This is a genomic window from Phenylobacterium sp. GW823-FHT02A09 (genome assembly GCF_058797775.1).
Map to the genome: position 1 here is coordinate 432,100 of NZ_JBXAJZ010000004.1, position 17,961 is coordinate 450,060.

A 17,961-nucleotide genomic window follows, 5' to 3' on the forward strand; every position below is an offset into this window, starting at 1 on the left:
AGCAATTTCAATCATCATGCGTCGTAATGCTCATACGATGCCGGCGCCCAGCCCGACGGCGCGCCGTTCCTGCGCCTTGCGCCCGCGCCAGCCGCTGTCGCGATAGGCGGCCAGCACGTCGACGGCGCCGCCGGCCCGGACGCGGGCCATGGCCAGGACCGGCGTGATGTCGGTGCGATAGGCGCCGCGCAGGGCCTGGAAAGCCATCATCACGTCGTCGGCTTCCTGGGCCGCGCTCAGGGCCGGGCGGTCGACCAGCAGGGCCTTGGCGTAGGCGCTGACGATCGCCTCGGCCGAGGACAGCATGCTTTCGATCGGGTCGGTGACGTTGTGCGACTGGTCGATCATGTAGGCCGGATCGAAGCCGTCGCGCGGGTTCAGTTCGGCCTGCACCAGCTCGTTGAACACCAGGAACAGCTGGTGCGGATTGATCGACCCGGAATCGAGGTCGTCGTCGCCGTACTTGCTGTCGTTGAAGTGGAAGCCGCCGAGCTTTCCGAACCGGTGCATCCGCGCGACGATCTGCTCGATGTTGACGTTCGGGGCGTGGTGGCCGAGGTCGACCAGGCACTGGGCCTTTGGGCCGAGCTGCTGGGCGGCCAGGATGCTGGAGCCCCAGTCCTGGATCACGGTCGAGTAGAAGGCCGGCTCGTACATCTTGTGCTCGAGCAGCATGCGCCAGTCGTCAGGCAGGGCCGCGTAGATGGCGGCGGCGCTGTCGAGATAGCGGTCGAGCGAGGCGCCCAGGTCCTGCTGGCCGGGGAAGTTGGTTCCGTCGCCGAGCCAGACGGTCAGGGCGGTGGAGCCGAGCTGGCGGCCGATCTCGATGCATTCGACATTGTGGGCGATGGCCTGGGCGCGGACCGCCGGATCGCGGGCCGTCAGGCTGCCGTTGCGATAGGAGTGCGGCTGGCCGGGCTGGTCCTGGAAGGTGTTGGAGTTGACCGCGTCGAAGCCGAGGCCGAGCGCGGCGGCCTCCTGGCGCAGGCCGGCATAGTCGTCGACGAAGTCCCAGGGGAAGTGCGGCGAGACCCGCGGCGTGGCGCGGCTGAGCTGGTTGACGACGGCGCAGTCCTCGAGCTTCTCGTGGATGTTGGTGGGTTCGCCCGGGATCGGGAACTTGGCGAAGCGCGTGCCGCCACGGCCCGCGCCCCAGGTCGGCAGGGCGACGGAGAACGCCTGCGCGCGGGCGGTGATCGCCTCGATATCGACGCCGCGCCGGGCAAGCGCGCGGCCCAGGCTGTCGTACTCATCCTCGAGCGCAATGCGGCGCGCGTCGTTGTGGCTCTCGATCGCGTCCTGCGAGAGGGGAAGGCCGCTCATGTCGTTTCGTCCCGGTACTGTCGTCTTTTTTGATTAGATCACGGCCGGAGCCCCCAGGGCATCGGCGACCCCGGCCGTGGCAGGCTGACGGAGGGCTCGACCTCCTCCTGGCCTAGCGGGTGAACGCCTGCGCGTTGCCGGCGTCGACGTTGAGAATGTTGCCGGTGGACTTGGCCGATGCCTCGCCGGCGAAGAACGAGACGGCTTCGGCGATGTCCTCGGGCAGGACGCTGCGCTTGAGCATGGAGCGGTTCTTGTAGAACTCCTCGAGTTCCTCGCCCGGATCGACCCCGTAGGCGCCGGCGCGCTCCTGGCGCCAGTCGCCGTCCCAGATCCGCGAGCCGCGGATCACGGCGTCGGGATTGACCACATTGACCCGCAGGCCGTCCGGCGCGCCTTCCAGCGCCAGGCAGCGGGCCAGGTGCAGCGCGGCGGCCTTGGCCGAGGCGTAGGCGGAGGCGTTGGGCGTGGCGGCCAGGGCGTTCTTGGAGCCGATGAAGACGATGCTGCCGGCCTTCTGCCGCTTCATCAACGGGAAGGCGGCGCGGGAGGTCAGGAAGTAGCCTTCCGCCAGCACGTCGTAGTTCTTGCGCCAGAGCGCGACGGTCGTCTCCTCGATCGGCGCCGAGGAGGCGATGCCGGCGTTGGCGACCAGGATGTCGAGGCCGCCGAACTCGCGGGCGCAGGCTTCGAAGGCGGCGGCGACCGCGGTCTCGTCGGTGACGTCGCAGACCGCCGTGCGCACGAGGTCGCGGCCATAGGCCTGGGTCAGGGCCTGCCCGGCGCCGTCCAGCGCCTCGGCGTGGAGATCGAGCAGCATCACGCAGGCGCCGTCGGCCAGCAGGCGCGCGGCGGTGGCGCGGCCGATGCCGCCGGCGCCGCCGGTGACGATGGCGATCTTGCCGACCAGGGGCTTCGGCTTGGGCATGCGCTGCAGCTTGGCCTCCTCCAGCGCCCAGTACTCGATGGCGAAGGCCTCCTGCTCGGGCAGGCCGATATAGTCGCCGATCGCCTCGGCGCCGCGCATCACGTTGATGGCGTTGCCGTAGAACTCTCCGGCCAGGCGGGCGGTAGTCTTGTCGGCGGCGAAGGTGAAGCGGCCGAGGCCCGGGACCAGGATCACAACCGGGTTGGGATCGCGCATCTTCGGATCGGCCGGACCGGCGCAGCGGTCGTAGTAGGCGCCGTAGTCGGCGCGATAGGCGGCGAACCGCTCGGCCAGATAGGCGTCGTCCTCCAGGCGGGCGGGGTCGAGCGTCAGCGGCGCGATCTTGGTGCGCAGGAAGTGGTCGGGGCAGGACGTGCCGATGGCCGCCAGCCGTTCGAAGTGCGCAGAGCCGACGAACTCCAGCGCCTCGGCGTCGTCCGAGAAGTGCCCGACCTTGGAGCGCTCGCCGGGCATGTTGGCGCGCAGGCGCGGCATCAGGCGGGCGGCGGCGGCGGCGCGATCGGCCAGCGGCGGGGCGATCTGGCCGCCGAACGCCGGCCGGCCGGCCATGCGGGCGTTCAGGTGGTTGGCGGCGTCGGCGATCAGGTCGATCGTGTTCTGGTAGCAGGCCTCGGCCGTCTCGCCCCAGCAGATGATCCCATGACCGGCCAGCATCACCCCGCGCAACCCCGGATGGGCCGTCACGTATTCGCGGATCTGCACGCCGAGCTCGAAGCCCGGGCGCTTCCAGGGCAGCCAGCCGATCGCTCCGCCCCAGATCTCGCGCGTCGCCGCCTCGCCGCCCGAGGAGGCGGCCAGGGCGATGATCGCGTCGGGATGGACGTGATCGATGTGCGCGAACGGCAGCAGGCCGTGCAGCGGCGTGTCGATGGAGGCCGCGCGCGGGTTGAGGTTGAAGGTGCAGTGGGGGAGGTAGCCCACCATCTCGTCCTCGAACGCCACGCCGCGGTAGAGCTTCTCGGTGGCGCGGAACTTGTCGAGATAGAGGGTCGAGAAGCCGTCCAGCTTCATGGAGCCGATGTCGCCGCCCGATCCCTTCACCCACAGGACCTCGACCTGCTCGGCGGTGAGCGGATCGGTCTCCGAGAGCTTGGCCGAGGTGTTGCCGCCGCCGAAGTTGGTGACCGTGAGGTCGGACCCCAGCAGATTCGAGCGATAGAGCAGCAGCGCCTCCGGCGACATCGCCGCCGCGGCAGCATTGTCCCACCGGCTTTCGGGAACCGCGAACGGGAGGGCCAGCGCCCGATCGGCCACCGGGCCGGCTTCACTCTTCATATACGGGGTCCTCCCGAGGACGCTGCACGTCGATCTAATTCGCTGGTCTTATATGATCATTTTCGCTAACTATCAATCAAACGAATTCAGGGAGGAGCGTTTGCAGGCGGGGCTGACCGTGGTGCTCGACGTGGGCAAGACGCTGACGAAGCTCAGCCTCTGGGGGCCGTCGGGCGAAGTGCTGGCGCGCGAGTCGCGGCCCAACCAGCGGATCGACGCCGGCCGCTACGCCGCGCTCGACGCCGAGGGGATCGAGGCCTGGGCCGCGCCCGTGCTCACGCAGTTCGCGCGGCAAGGGCGGATCGCCCGGATCGTGCCGGTGGGGCACGGAGCGGGGTTCGCGGTGCTGCGTGGCGGGGAGCTGGCCGTCCTGCCGCCCGACTATGAAGAGACGCCGCCGCATGCGGTCGCGCAGGCCTACGAGCAGGAGCGCGACGGATTTGCGCTGACCGGTTCGCCGCGACTGCCCGACGGCCTCAATCTCGGCGCGCAGCTGGCGTGGATGGAGGCGCTGCATCCGGGCCTGCTGGGCGAGGGCGCGGTCATCGTCACCTGGCCGCAGTACTGGGCCTGGGTGTTCAGCGGCGTGGCGGCGAGCGAGGTCACAAGCTTGGGCTGCCACAGCGACCTCTGGCGGCCGCTCGAGGGTCGGGCGAGCGGTTTGGCGCAGGCGCGCGGCTGGGCCTCGCGGCTGGCGCCGCTGCGCCGGGCGGGCGAGGTGCTGGGAACCTTGCGACCGGCCTGGGCCGAGCGGACCGGTCTGCCGCTGGACACCCAGGTGCACGTCGGCCTGCACGATAGCAACGCCGCGCTGATTGCGGCGCGCGGCTTTTCCGAGATCGCCGAGCACGAGTCGACCGTGCTTTCGACGGGCACCTGGTTCGTCGGCATGCGTTCGCCGGCCCCCGGCGCGGCGGTCGATATCGGCGCGTTGCCCGAAGGCCGCGACTGCCTGGTCAATGTCGACGCTTATGGCGCGCCGATCCCCTCGGCGCGGTTCATGGGCGGGCGCGAGGTCGAGCTGCTGTCGGGCATCGACACCCGGCGGATCGACATCCGGCCCGACCAGCCGCTGCTGCTCGCGGCGACGGCGGAGGTGGTGAGGGCCGGGGCGAAGGTGCTGCCGACCATGACGCCCGGCGTCGGTCCGTTTCCGAACGGCCACGGGCGCTGGATCGCCATGCCGACCGACGCGGCCGAGCGGCGGGCCGCCGTCTGTCTCTATCTGGCGATGAGCGCCCACGCCTCGCTCAGCCTGATCGACGCGCGCGAGCGCATCGTGGTGGAGGGGCGGTTCGCCGAGGCGCAGGTGTTCGTGCGGGCGCTGGCCTCATTGCGGCCGGCCGACGCGATCTATGTCTCCAACGCCGAGCACGACGTGTCCTATGGCGCGTTGCGGCTGCTCGACGCCGGCCGCAAGCCGCTGTCGTCGCTGACCCGGGTGAAGCCGCTGGAGGTCGATCTCGGCGCCTACGCCCGGGAGTGGGAGCGCGAGGCCGCGCGGATCGAGGCGGCGGCGTGAAGGCGGCGTCGGTCTCCGATTACCGTGAGCTCGCCCGGCGGCGGCTGCCGCGGTTCCTGTTCGAGTACATCGACGGCGGCGCCTACGACGAGGTGACGCTGGGCGCCAATCGCGACGATCTGCGGGGCCTGGCGCTGCGCCAGCGGGTGCTGCGCGACGTCTCGGCGATCGACACCTCGACGTCGCTGTTCGGACGCCGGCAGCGCCTGCCGGTGGCGCTGGGCCCGATCGGTCTGGCCGGCATGAACGCACGGCGCGGCGAGGTGCAAGCCGCGCGGGCGGCCGAGGCGGCCGGCGTGCCGTTCACGCTCTCGACGGTGTCGGCCTGCAGCCTCGACGAGGTCGCGGCCGGCGTCAGCGAGCCGTTCTGGTTTCAGCTCTACATGATCCGCGACCGGGGCTTCATGCAGGCGATGCTCGAGAAGGCCGCGTGGCTCGGCTGCAGCGCGCTGGTGTTCACGGTCGACATGCCGGTGCCGGGGACGCGCTACCGGGACTATCGCTCCGGCCTGGCCGGGGCCTCGGGGCTGGCGGGCGCCGCGCGGCGCGCATGGCAGGGCGCGTGCCGGCCGGCCTGGGCGCTCGACGTCGGGCTGCTGGGCGGCCCGCATCAGCTGGGCAATGTCGCGCCGGTGCTCGGGCGCGACACCGGCCTGGAGGACTTCTTCCGCTGGATGCGGGAGAACTTCGATCCGACCATCACCTGGCGCGACCTGGAGGCGGTGCGCGAGGCGTGGAAGGGGCCGCTGATCCTCAAGGGCGTGCTCGATGCGGACGACGCCCGCCACGCCGCGGCCCTGGGCGCGGACGGCGTGATCGTCTCCAATCATGGCGGCCGCCAGCTCGACGGGGCGCTGTCGACGGCGCGGGCGCTGCCGGAGATCGCCGAAGCTGTCGGCGATCAGCTGACAGTGCTGGCCGACGGCGGCGTGCGCTCGGGGCTCGACGTGGTGCGGCTGGTGGCGCTGGGCGCCAAAGGCGTGCTGCTGGGCCGGGCCTGGGCCTATGCGCTGGCGGGCGGAGGCGGCAAGGGCGTCAGCCACGTCCTGCAATTGATCGAGGCGGAAATGCGGGTGGCGATGGCGCTGACCGGCGTCACGCGAGTCGAGGATATCTGTGCCGAGATCCTGGCGGGCGCGCCGGGGGATCGCGTCGCGGCCTAGGTGCGCGGCTTGTTCGAGTTCTGGGCGGTCGCCGGGCCGCCCCACGGGGAGGGGATACAACAATGCATGGCGACAGCTTTCGAATGACGCGCCGCTCTCTGATCGCTTCCGGCGCCGCGCTGGCTCTGGCGCCCGCCGCAGCCGCGGCAGCGCCGGGCTCGAGCGACCTGCTCGCCGGCTTTCGCGTCCCGCCGCAGGCCGCGCGGCCGCGGACCTGGTGGCATTGGCTGGCCGGCAATGTCACGGCTGAGGGCGCACGCCTCGACCTGGAGTGGATGCAGCGCGTGGGCCTGGGCGGCGTGCACACCTTCTCCGGCCAGCTGATCGGTGAGCCCGCCCTGGCCGACCCGCGCGCTCCGTTCATGAGTCCGGTGTGGCGCAAGGTGTTCCGCGATTCCGCCGAGTTCGCGCATGCGGCCGGCATGGAGGTCGGCATCGCCGGTTCGCCGGGCTGGAGCCAGACCGGGGGGACCTTCGTCGCCCCGCAGGACGGCATGAAGAAATACGTCTGGAGCGTCACCGAGTTGGAGGGCGGGCGCGCCGGGACGCTGCGCGCGCCGCCGCGCGCGACAGGCCCGTTCCAGGGCATGGCCAAGGCCAGCCGGGCGCGGCAGTTGAAGGGCGACGTCTACGGCGAAGCCTTCGTCGTGGCGTTCCCGACGCCGGCCTCGGAGGCGAGCGCGGGCGACGTCGCGTATGCCGCCAGTTCCGGGGCGATCGACCTCTCGCCGCTGGCGGCCGGGGACCTGTCGGCGGCGATCAAGCTGCCGATCCAGGCGCCGGCGAAATCGGCCTGGATCGAGGCGCGCTACGCCGCGCCGACCCAGGTGATGGCGTTGACCGTCGGCTTGAAGGACGGCGCGGGCGTCGAGGTCCTGGCCAGCGACGACGGGACGACGTTCCGCAAGGTGGCTGAGGAGGTGGTCATCGCGACGTCCGGCGTGGACCATCCCGCCCCGCAGCAGACTCTGTCCTTCGAGGCGGTCGCGGCCCGCGTGTTCCGCATCGTCCTGACCGAGATCGATCCGCCCCCGCCGCTGCCCGGGCTGCCGCCGGGCTTTGGCCGACCGCGTCCGCCGCTGAAGGCGTTCGACATCGCAGCCTTCAGTCTGGAGCGGTCGGGGCGCGTTCACCGCTTCGAGGCCAAGGCCGGCTTCGACACCACCATCGGTGCGGCCGGGCCGACGCCGGCGGTGGGCGCGGACGCGTTGGTCCGGCGCGCCGACGTCGTCGACCTGACCGGCAAGCTGTCGCCCGACGGGAAGCTCGACTGGACCCCGCCGCCCGGCCGCTGGACGGTTCTGCGCTTCGGCTGGTCGCTGACCGGCGCCAGCAACGGGCCGGCCGAGCCGGAGGCGACAGGGCTGGAGGTGGACAAGCTCGATGCGGCGGCGGTGCGCCGCTACGCCGACGCCTATCTCGGGCTCTATGACGAGGCGACGGGATCGAAGGTCGGTTCGAACGCCGTCTCGACCCTGCTCACCGACAGCTGGGAGGCCGGCTTCCAGAACTGGACGCCGTCCCTGTTCGAAGAGTTTCGCCGCCGCCGCGGCTACGATCCGCTGCCCTATGCGCCGGTGCTCGCCGGCCGCGTGGTCGACAGCGCCGAGACCAGCGACCGGTTCCTGTGGGATCTGCGGCTGACGCTGAAGGAACTGCTGGCCGACGCCCACTACGGGACCCTGGCCAAGGCGCTGCACCAGCGCGGGATGACCTATTATACCGAGGCGTCGGGCGACAATCCGCGCATCCTCGGCGACGGCATGGCGATCAAAGGCCGGTCCGACATCCCGACCGCCGAATACTGGTATCGCGACTTCGCCTCCGGGCCAGGACAGCTGTCGCTGAAGGCCGACCTGGAAGAGGCCGCGTCGGCCGCCCACGTCTATGGCAAGCGCCTGGTCGCGGCCGAATCCCTGACGGTGGCGGCCGGGACGGATCCCTGGTCGTTCTCGCCGCGCATGCTCAAGCCGGTGGCCGACGAGATCTTCGCGCGCGGGATCAACCGCATCATCATCCATGACTCGCGCCAGCAGCCGCTGGTCGACGCCAAGCCCGGCATGACGTTGGCGATCTTCGGCCAGTACTTCAATCGCAACGAGACCTGGGCCGAGGACGCCGGTCCGTGGGTGGACTATCTGGCGCGGACCTCGCACCTCCTGCAGCAGGGGGACTATGTCGCCGACGTCGCCTACTTCTACGGCGAGGATCGCAATCTTTCGGAGCTGTTCCGGCGGCGGCTGAACACCGACGTGCCGGCCGGTCACCGCTACGACTACGTCAACCGCGAAGCGCTGCTGGAACTGCTGTCGGTGCGGGGCGGCCGCATCGTGACGCCGAGCGGCATGAGCTACCGCGTGCTCTACCTGCCCGATCACGTGACCCGTCACACCGAGCCGGTGCTGCGCAAGATCGGCGAGCTGCTGATGGCGGGCGCGGTGGTGGTCGGGCCCAGGCCGCTCGGCGGGCTGGGGCTGACGGCGTCGGACGAAGCGATCGAGACGCTGGCGGGCGAGATCTGGGGCCCGGCGCCTTTGGCGCCGACCGGGCGCAAGGTCGGGCGGGGCAAGCTCTATCCGAGCTTGGCCGACGCATTGGCGGGGGAGGGCGTCGCTGCGGACTTCCGCTTCGAGGGCGCGGCCGACGCTGAACTGCTGGCGCTGCATCGGCGCACGCGCGAGGCCGACATCTATTTCGTCTCCAACCAGAAGGACCGCGCTGAGCAGGTTTCGGCAGCGTTCCGGGTCGCCGGCCGCGCCCCCGAGATTTGGCGGGCCGTCGACGGCTCCACCGAGCCGCTTGGCTATGCGGCCGAAGGCGGGCTGACCAAGGTCGCGCTGCGGCTCGAACCCTACGAGGCGCTGTTCGTGGTGTTCCGCAAATCGACGCGTCAGCAGGCCTGGCAGGCGCCGGATCGGCGGACCTCGGTGGCGGCGAGCGTCGAAGGGCCCTGGAGCGTAAGCTTCGGGCCGGGGCTGGCCGCGCCGGCGCCGGCGACCTTCGAGGCGCTGACCTCGTGGGCGGAATCGAGCGATCCGCTAGTCCGCTACTACTCCGGCTCGGCCACCTATCGCGCCAGCGTGACGGTCGAGGGACCGGCGCGCGGCGAGCGCTGGCTGCTCGACCTGGGCCAAGTGCACGAGTTGGCCGCTGTCGAGGTCAACGGCAAGCCGGTCGGTACGGCCTGGCACGCGCCTTACCGGCTCGACGTCACCGACGCCCTGAGGGCCGGCCGTAACGAGATCGCCGTGCGGGTCGTGAACCTGTGGCCGAACCGGCTGATCGGCGACAAGCAGCCGGGCGCCAAGCCGGTGACCTTTGCGCCGATGTCGACCTATGGCGCGCAATCGCCGCTGCTGCCTTCGGGCTTGCTGGGGCCGGTGAAGCTGCTGGTTTCGCGGGAAACCGCGAAGTGATCACAAGCAAGCGGGGCGGCGGACTGCCCGGTCGGGCGTCCAGCCGCTGCGCGAGGGGCGGCACGATCCCTTACGTATAAGGGAATGTAGCGAGGTCGACGCGGGCGGCTCGCAGGCGGCGGTCCGACAGCGACGGCACGAAACGAAATGATCGAAAATGATCGCAATAGTTATAACTTGCCCAAAGCTGCGCGCTGACATAAAGATTCACGAAAGAACGTAAGAACAAATTCCTGGGGGGATTCCATGGGCCATCGTTCCAATCGCGCTGTTCAATTGCTTGGCGGCGCTGCGCTGAGCGCGATCCTCGCCGCGCTGGCGTCACCCGTGCTGGCGCAGGGCGCTGACGCCGAGACGGTCGAGGAAGTCGTCGTTACCGGGACGATGATCCGGGGCGTCGCACCGGTCGGCACCAACGTCATCGGCGTCAACGAAGAGCAGATCCAGAAGCTGGGCGCGGTCAGCACCCAGCAGGTGCTGGCGCAGATCCCGGCCATCAGCAGCCAGTTCAACCGTACGCCGGCGACCGTCGCCAGCATCGGGGCGACGACCCAGCGTCCGAACATCCGCAACCTCGGCGGGGCCGGCGGCAACACCACCCTCGTTCTGATCGACGGGCGCAACGTGGTCGGCGCCGGCATCCTGATGACCACGCCCGACTCCAGCATCCTGCCCCCGAGCGTGCTGCAGCGGGTCGAGGTGATGGCCGACGGCGGCTCGTCGCTCTACGGCGCGGACGCGGTGGGCGGCATCATCAACTTCATCACCAAGCGCAAGGCCGACGGCATCGAGGTTTCCGGCCACTACGGCGTGGCCGATCCGGGCTACTGGGCCGGCGACCTGAACCTGACGGCGGGCACGAGTTGGACCGGCGGCTCGGCCTACGTCGCAGCGTCGTATCGCGAGAACAGCAACCTCACCGCCTCAAAGCGCAACTATCCGCGCCAGGACCTTCGCCCGCAGGGGGGCGACGACTTCCGCGTGACCAACTGCGCTGCGCCGAACGTGACGGTCGGCGCGGCGACCTTCGCCGCGCCAGGCTTCGCGGCCGGCTCGCTGAACCGCTGCGACACGTCGCTGTTCGACGACATCGTGCCGGAAGAGCGCCAGTGGGGGCTGTTCGGCTCGTTCAGCCAGGAGCTCTCCGACAGCCTGAGCTTCCACGGCACGGCCTATTGGAGCGAGCGCAAGACCACCCAGGCCAACGCCCAGCTGACGGCGTCGGGCGTGGTGGTGCCGCAGACCAATCCGTTCTTCGTGCGCCTGGCGCCCGGGACCAGCGAGACGCTGGCCTTCAGCTTCTCGCCGGTGCTCGGCGATTATGCCTATTCGAACGCTTCCCTGAAGCAGTGGGGCGTGACGCCCGAGGTCACCGCCAAGTTGGGCGGCGACTGGCAGCTGAAGGCCATGTTCAACTACGGTCACAGCGAGACCCAGGCCTTCTCGCCGCTGGTGAACCCGGTGGCGCTGGCCTTGGCCGCGGCCGGGACGACGACCACGACGGCGCTCAACCCGTTCAATCTCTCGCAGACCAATCCGGCGGTGATCAGCGCGATCACGAACTACGGCAAGGACGCGCGGGCGGTGCAGACGCTGACCGACGTGCGGGCCATCGCCGACGGCCCGCTGTTCGCCCTGCCGGGCGGCGACGTCCGCATGGCCGTGGGAGCCGAGCACCAGATCCAGACCTCGCGCGCCAGCAGCGTCGACGGGCCGCGCGGCGCGTTCGGCGACCTGACCATCAAGGACGCCGAACGCAACGTGACCTCGGTGTTCGCCCAGGTGGTGGTGCCGGTGATCGGCGCGGATAACGCCCTGCCGCTGGTTCAGGCGTTCACGCTCGACGCCTCGATCCGTTACGACGACTACAGCGACTTCGGCGACACCACGAACCCGAAGGTCGGCTTCACCTGGGAGGTCGGCGCGGGCTTCAGCGTCCGCGGCAACTACGGCACCGCCTTCAACGCCCCGAGCCTGGCCGACACCACGGGCGCCGTCGACAGCCGCGCCCAGGTTCTGGCGGTCAGCCCGATCCGCGCGCCGACCTCGCCGATCACCGACCTGTTCCGGCCGACCATCGTGCTGGCCGGCGGCAATCCGGACCTGAAGCCGCAGACCGCCGACACCTGGTCGGTCGGCGTCGACTGGAAGCCGGAGTTCTTCCCGCTGCTCCAGGCCGGCCTGACCTACTGGAACGTGGAGCTTGAGGACGCCATCACGGTGGTGCCGCCGGGCTTCCCGGGCTCGCTGTTCACCGTGCCGGCGTTCCAGAAGTTCATCACCATCAACCCGACCCTGGCCCAGGCCCAGGCGGCGACGGCGGGCCTGTTCATCGACGGCGCGCCGAGCGTCGCGGCCCTCTACTCGCCGTTCTCCAGCCCGTACGCGATCATCGACGCGCGACGGAAGAACGTCGGCTCGCTCTACGTCTCGGGCCTGGATTTCTACGTCAACTACGCCCAGCCGGTCTCGTTCGGCACGGTGTTCGCCAGCGTCAGCGGGACCTACACCCTGAACCGCGAGAGCGAGGCCTACGACGGCGCGCCGAAGACCGACCTGCTGGACGCCAATGTCAGCCGGCTGCAGCTCGGCGCCACCCTCGGCGCGACCTGGGACAAGCTGACGGCTTCGGCGACGGTCAATCACAGCGAGGGTTACGACGTCACGGGCGCTGGGACCCAGACCCGCACCGACTCCTTCTCGCCCGTGAACCTGGCCTTCGTCTACGACTTCGGCGGCGAGACCTGGGATCGGGACCTGACCCTGACGCTGAACATCGACAACGTGTTCGACGAAGAGGTCCCGTTCCTGAACATCAGCCCGGGCATCGGCGCGCCGGTGAACGGCTCGACCCTGGGCCGGTTCGTGAACCTGGGCGTGCGCAAGCGCTTCTAGGCCGCCCGCCGCCTGAGGAGAGACTGCGAGCGCCCTTCCTGCCGACCCGCGGGGAGGGCGCGACGTTCGACAGAGCAGGGAAGACACATGGGCTCCGACCACACGTCCGCCGCGTCTGGCGCGTTCGCCGCGACCGAGACGCGCGAGGACTGGAAGAACACCATCCTGGCGGGGCTGGCGAACTACATCGACGCCGGTTCGATCGTGGCCGGCTCGGCGGCGCTGGCGCTCTGGGCGAGCGCCTACGGGCTCAGCACCACCTTCATCGGCCTGCTCGGCGCGTTCAGCGCCAATGCGATCTCGGCCGGCGTCGGGGCGCTGATCGGCGGGCGGCTCTGCGACCGGTTCGGCCGCAAGCGCATCTACCAGTACGACATGCTGTTCTACGCCTTCGGCATGCTGTGGCTGGTGTTCGCCACCGCGCCCTGGATGATCGTGGTCGGCTTCGTGTTGGTCGGGCTGGCGGTCGGCGCCGACATTCCCGCCTCGTGGTCGCTGATCGCCGAGCAGGCGCCCAAGGGCAAGCGCGGCAAGCATAGCGGCGTGGCCCAGGTGCTCTGGTACCTCGGACCGGTCGTGGTGATGGTGATGTTCTTCGTGCTCGCACCGCTCGGCCTGCTGGGCGCGCGGATCGTGTTCGCCCATCTGGCGATCCTGGCGCTGGTGCTGACCTTGTTGCGTTCGCGGATGAAGGAGTCCGAACGCTGGACCCAGGCCCAGGAGGAAGCCAAGCGCGCCAAGCTGGCCGGCGAGGCGTCGGCCGACGTCTCGCCGTGGCGCGAACTCATTCAGCCCAAGAACCTCAAGGCCATGGCGTTCCTGATCGGCATGTACGGCATGTGGAACCTGTGGGCCGGCACCAACGGCTTCTTCTTCCCCTACATCCTGAGCACGGTCGGCAATCAGACCCAGGCGGTCAGCGTGGCGGTGCAGGCCCTGAACTTCGGGCTCGGCATCGTCTCGATCATCTTCATCTTCATGAAGTTCGCCGACCGGGTGAACCAGCGGTTGTTGTTTGCGATCTCGGCGCTGATGCAGGTCGTCGCCATGGCGCTGCTGGCGATCTTCCCACTGACCTTGCCGGTGGCGCTGCTGCACGTGGTGCTGGGCGGGATCGCGGTGGGGTTCGGCGCGCAGTCGTTCTTCCAACTCTGGAGTTCGGAGCTCTTCCCGACGAGGATCCGCAGCACCGCGCAGGGGGTGACCTTCGCCGTCGTGCGGTTCGGGCTGGGGATCTGGAGCTTCTTCGTCCCGGCGCTGACGGCGACCGGCTTCCACACCCTGGCCTGGATCCTGACCGGCTTCCTGGCGGCCAGCGGCCTGATCGGGACCATCTGGGCGCCGCGCAACGAGGGCAAGTCGCTGGAGGAGATCGAGGCCGAACGCGCCGCCTGATCGGCGACCTTCACGCTTGCCGCCTTGGCCCGGGGCCCAGCTTCCTCTAGGGCTTGAGGTCAAAGAACAGGCGAAACAGGGAGGAGCGCCATGATCAAGACCCGCATTACCGAGATGTTCGGCGTCGAGACGCCGCTAATCATGGGCGGCATGACCGGCGTGGGCTATGCGCCGCTGGTGGCCGCCGTGGCCAACGCCGGGGCGCTGGGCTTCATCACCGCGCACCACTCGCCGACCGCCGAGGCGCTGTGGGAAGAGATCAAGCGCTGCAAGGAACTGACCGACAAGCCGTTCGGGATCAACCTGACCCTGCTGCCGTCGCTCAACCCGATCCCCTATGACGAGTATCGGCACGCGATCATCGAGTCGGGCATCAAGATCGTCGAGACCGCCGGCCGCAATCCGACCGATCACCTGCCGGCCTTCAAGGAAGCGGGCGTGAAGGTGATCCACAAGTGCACCTCGGTTCGTCACGCCGTCACCGCCGCCAAGCATGGCGTCGACGTGATCTCGATCGACGGCTTCGAGTGCGCCGGCCACCCGGGCGAGGACGACGTCGGTCTGGTGGTGCTGCTGCCGGCGACGGTCGATGCGGTCGACATTCCGGTTATCGCCTCGGGCGGCATGGCCGACGGCCGCAGCCTGGTGGCGGCGCTGGCGCTGGGCGCCGAGGGCGTCAACATGGGCACGCGCTTCATGGCCACCCAAGAGTGCGCGATCCATGAGAACGTGAAGAAGAAGATTGTCGAGAACACCGAGCGCGACACGCTGCTGACCAACCGCACGCTGCGCAACACCAGCCGGGTGGCGCGCAACGCGGTGTCTGAGGAGGTCGTGCGCATTCAGCAGGACCCGACCAAGACCATCGAGGACGTGCGCCACCTGGTGGCCGGGGTTCGCGGCCGGACCAACGTCATGGGCAAGGGCGACACCGACGACGGCATCTGGACCGTCGGTCAGAGCCAGGGCCTGATCCACGACATCCCGACCGTCGCCGAAATGGTGCGAAACATCATGGGCCAAGCCGAACAGGTGCTCGAGCGCAGCGCCCGCCGGCTGCAGACCGCCTAGGAGAGCCCGGGGCCCGCGTGCGCGGGCCCCGGCGTCCCGGCCGACGCCGCTTAATTCCCACTATTTTTATATACTTTAATTCGAAGACCTCATAGATGGGCGCTCACGGGCGGCTCGAGCCGCGCCAACCCACCGTGGTGCTGAAGCTATGAGCGAACACGACGTCCTCTCCGATCCCGCGCTCGACCAGCTGTTCCGCAGCGCCAGGTCGGCCAACGCCTGGACGCCGCAGCCGGTGTCGGAGGCGCTGCTCCGCGGGCTCTACGACGTAGCCAAGCTTGGTCCGACCTCGGCCAACGTCTCGCCGGCCCGGTTTGTGTTCCTGACCAGCGCCGCAGCGAAGGCGCGGCTGGCGCCGCATCTGTCCAGCGCCAACCGGACCAAGTCGCTGGCCGCGCCGGTCACCGCGATCATCGGTTACGACCTGAACTTCGCCGAGAAGATCCCTGAGCTGTTTCCGCACAATCCCGGCGCCAAGGCGTGGTTCGCCGATCCCGAGCTCGCGGCGATCACGGCGCTGCGTAACGGCACGCTGCAGGGCGCCTATCTGATGCTCGCCGCCCGCGCGCTCGGACTGGACTGCGGGCCGATGTCGGGCTTCGACCATGCCGGCGTCGACGCCGAGTTCTTCGCCGGGACCACGGTGGTCAGCAACTTCGTCTGCAACCTCGGCTATGCGGACAAGAGCGGCGCCTTCGAACGGCTGCCGAGGCTGTCGTTCGAGGACGCCTGCCGGGTCGAATAGCTCAGGCGGTCACCGTCACCTTGAGGAAGGTGGCCGGGATCTCCGTACGTCCCGCGTCGCCGCGGTTCTGGCTTTCGAACAGGGCCGAGAGCTCGGACTGCAGCTGCGCCTCGCGGCCGTCGTCCTTGGCGGCGGCGAAGGCGTTCATGGTCGGTCCGTAATAGTCGCGGAACACGGCCAGGAAGCTGTCGGGCGAACCCGCATGGCGGAAGGTGTAGGTCGCTCGCTCGCACTGGATGCGGTCGGCGGGGACGCCGGCCTGGCCGAAGCGTTCGCGGACGTTGTCCTCCAGTCCCCAGGTGACGGGGCTGATGAAGCCCTCCGGCGGCGGCGGGGTGTAGGCCGCGCTGGTCTGCAGGATCTTGGCGATCAGGGTCGGGTCGCCGGGGATCCAGTTGCCCATGACGATGCGGCCGCCCGGACGGGCGACGCGCACCATCTCGCGGGCGACGTCGAAGGGGCGCGGCGCGAACATCGCCCCGAACATACTGACCACCAGGTCGAAGCTGTCGTCGGCGATCGCTTCGAGATTGGAGGCGTCGCCCTCCTCGAAGCGAAGGTTGGACAGGCCGGCGGCCTTGGCCCGCTCGCGGCCGGCCGCCACTAGGTTGGAGGCGATGTCGACGCCGAGCACGTTGGCGCCGCGCTGGGCCGAGGGCAGGGCGGTGGTGCCGTCGCCGCAGCCGAGGTCGAGGACGTCCATCCCCGCCTTGACGTCCAGGCCGGCGATCACCTCATCGCCGCTCTCGCGCATGGTGGAGGCCAGGCGCGTGAAGTCGCCCTTTTCCCACAGAGCCTTGTTTGCGTTCATCTTGCGATGCTCCGAGATAACATCGTTCTCGATACTATCTTCGAAGGGCGGGCGCCATCAGGCGTCCACCGCAGGGCTGCTCAGCGCAGGACCGTGCCGATGAAGTTGTCGATGAAGCGCGCGACGGCGGCGTCCACCTGCGGTCGGGGCGGCATTTCGGTCGAGGTCGTGAAGTGCTCGCGGCGGATCAGGGTGAGGCCGGCGGCGAACATCCGCGCGGTCTCGCGCGGATCCGGGGCGATCAGGCCGTGCGCCTGCGCGAAGTGGGCGCAGTAGTCGGCGAGCAGTTGGATCTCCTCGCGATAGAGGGCGTCGTTGAACCGCTGCTGGCCGGGACCGCCGGGGCCCTCCTTGCTGATCATCGCCATGTAGCGATGCTCGCGCGGGTCGATCCAGCGATCGACCAGATGCTTGCCGCAGAGCCGGAAGAACGCGGCCGGGTTGTCGGCCAGGGCGCGATATTCGGGGCTCTTCAGGCGCTGGACGAATTCGGCAGGGCCCCACTGGGCGACCAGGGCGTTGTAGAGGTCGTCCTTGCCGGCGAAGTGGTTGTAGAGGCTGCTCTCACGCAGGCCGGCGGCGCGGGCCAGCATCCGCATCGAGGTCCCGGCGAAGCCATGCTGAGCAAACAGCTCCAGCGCGGCGTCCATGATCCGCCGCCGGGTCGTGCCTTCCTCGGCTCTGTCCATCACCTGCATGGCCCGGTCGTACGCTGAAACCGCCCCGCTCAACAATCGCCCTTGTGACACGAACGAACGTTCGTTACGAGTGGCGAACGATTGTTCGCAGACCGGCGCGCGAGCCGCCGGCGCAAGCTTCAGGGAGGAACCATGAGCCGGGTATTCGGGAAGGTCTGTCAGAACGGCTATGTCGTGCGCGACATCGAGGCGGCGATGAAGCACTGGATCGACGTCATGGGCGTCGGTCCCTGGTTCTACATCGAGGACGTCAAGACCGACTGGTTCAAGCACCGCGGCGTCGACTCCGACGTGAAGATGTCGATCGCGCTGGCGAACTCCGGCGACCTGCAGATCGAGCTGATCCAGCAGCGCAACGATGCGCCGTCGATGTACAAGGAGTTCCTGGACGCCGGGCTCGAGGGCCTGCAGCACATGTCCTATTGGACACACGACTATCAGGGCCTCTACGACAAGGCGCTGGCGCTGGGTTATGTCGTCGGCCACGAGGGCGCGATCGGCGGCGAGAAGGGCCGGTTCGCCTATTTCGACACCCAGGCGCACCCGGGCACGATCGTCGAGATTTCCGACATCAGCGGCGCCAAGGGGCGGACCTTCGAGCATATCCGTAAGGTCGCCGAGGGCTGGGACGCCTCCGACCCGATCAGGACGTTCAAGTGACGGGCATGATGCGCGCGTTGCTGCCGAGCCCTGAGGGG

At 69.4% G+C, this 17,961-nt stretch carries 12 protein-coding genes; 8 read left to right on the forward strand and 4 right to left on the reverse strand.

Annotation, left to right across the window (positions count from 1 at the left end):
- Positions 1-30: 30 nt before the first annotated feature.
- A complete protein-coding gene (gene rhaI / locus AC1Q87_RS18660) occupies positions 31-1,323 on the reverse strand; it encodes an L-rhamnose catabolism isomerase (RefSeq protein WP_492610332.1) in 1,293 nt (430 codons plus the stop codon).
- Between the two features lie 112 nt (positions 1,324-1,435).
- Positions 1,436-3,547 carry a bifunctional rhamnulose-1-phosphate aldolase/short-chain dehydrogenase gene (locus AC1Q87_RS18665; RefSeq protein ID WP_492610333.1) on the reverse strand — a complete coding sequence of 704 codons (2,112 nt, stop codon included), beginning with the start codon at positions 3,545-3,547 and terminating at the stop codon, positions 1,436-1,438.
- A gap of 100 nt (positions 3,548-3,647) precedes the next feature.
- On the opposite strand from AC1Q87_RS18665, the gene AC1Q87_RS18670 reads away from it, so the two are divergent.
- From AC1Q87_RS18670 to AC1Q87_RS18700, 7 genes are all read left to right on the forward strand, one after another.
- The gene (locus AC1Q87_RS18670) at positions 3,648-5,069 is read left to right on the forward strand and encodes an FGGY-family carbohydrate kinase (protein ID WP_492610334.1); all 1,422 of its coding nucleotides are present in this window, start codon (positions 3,648-3,650) and stop codon (positions 5,067-5,069) included.
- A complete protein-coding gene (locus tag AC1Q87_RS18675; protein ID WP_492610335.1) occupies positions 5,066-6,232 on the forward strand; it encodes an L-lactate dehydrogenase in 1,167 nt (388 codons plus the stop codon). The genes AC1Q87_RS18670 and AC1Q87_RS18675 overlap by 4 nt, the downstream gene beginning before the upstream one ends.
- 83 nt (positions 6,233-6,315) lie before the next feature.
- Positions 6,316-9,648, forward strand: coding sequence for a glycosyl hydrolase (locus tag AC1Q87_RS18680; protein WP_492610336.1), 3,333 nt, complete (start codon positions 6,316-6,318; stop codon positions 9,646-9,648).
- Positions 9,649-9,894: 246 nt separating this feature from the next.
- Complete coding sequence (locus AC1Q87_RS18685) at positions 9,895-12,543, forward strand: TonB-dependent receptor plug domain-containing protein (RefSeq protein ID WP_492610337.1); 2,649 nt, start codon at positions 9,895-9,897, stop codon at positions 12,541-12,543.
- 87 nt (positions 12,544-12,630) lie between these two features.
- Positions 12,631-13,938, forward strand: a complete 1,308-nt coding sequence (locus tag AC1Q87_RS18690; protein WP_492610338.1) for an MFS transporter — start codon at positions 12,631-12,633, stop codon at positions 13,936-13,938.
- A 90-nt stretch (positions 13,939-14,028) separates the two neighbouring features.
- Complete coding sequence (locus tag AC1Q87_RS18695) at positions 14,029-15,009, forward strand: NAD(P)H-dependent flavin oxidoreductase (RefSeq protein WP_492610339.1); 981 nt, start codon at positions 14,029-14,031, stop codon at positions 15,007-15,009.
- Between the two features lie 148 nt (positions 15,010-15,157).
- The gene (locus tag AC1Q87_RS18700; protein WP_492610340.1) at positions 15,158-15,754 is read left to right on the forward strand and encodes a malonic semialdehyde reductase; all 597 of its coding nucleotides are present in this window, start codon (positions 15,158-15,160) and stop codon (positions 15,752-15,754) included.
- 1 nt (position 15,755) lies between these two features.
- On the opposite strand, the gene AC1Q87_RS18705 is transcribed toward AC1Q87_RS18700, so the two are convergent.
- Positions 15,756-16,565 carry a class I SAM-dependent methyltransferase gene (locus AC1Q87_RS18705; protein ID WP_492610341.1) on the reverse strand — a complete coding sequence of 270 codons (810 nt, stop codon included), beginning with the start codon at positions 16,563-16,565 and terminating at the stop codon, positions 15,756-15,758.
- A gap of 80 nt (positions 16,566-16,645) precedes the next feature.
- On the reverse strand, positions 16,646-17,254 hold the full coding sequence (locus AC1Q87_RS18710) for a TetR/AcrR family transcriptional regulator (protein ID WP_492610342.1): 609 nt from the start codon (positions 17,252-17,254) through the stop codon (positions 16,646-16,648).
- A gap of 141 nt (positions 17,255-17,395) precedes the next feature.
- On the opposite strand from AC1Q87_RS18710, the gene AC1Q87_RS18715 reads away from it, so the two are divergent.
- The gene (locus AC1Q87_RS18715; protein ID WP_492610343.1) at positions 17,396-17,923 is read left to right on the forward strand and encodes a VOC family protein; all 528 of its coding nucleotides are present in this window, start codon (positions 17,396-17,398) and stop codon (positions 17,921-17,923) included.
- Positions 17,924-17,961: the final 38 nt, after the last annotated feature.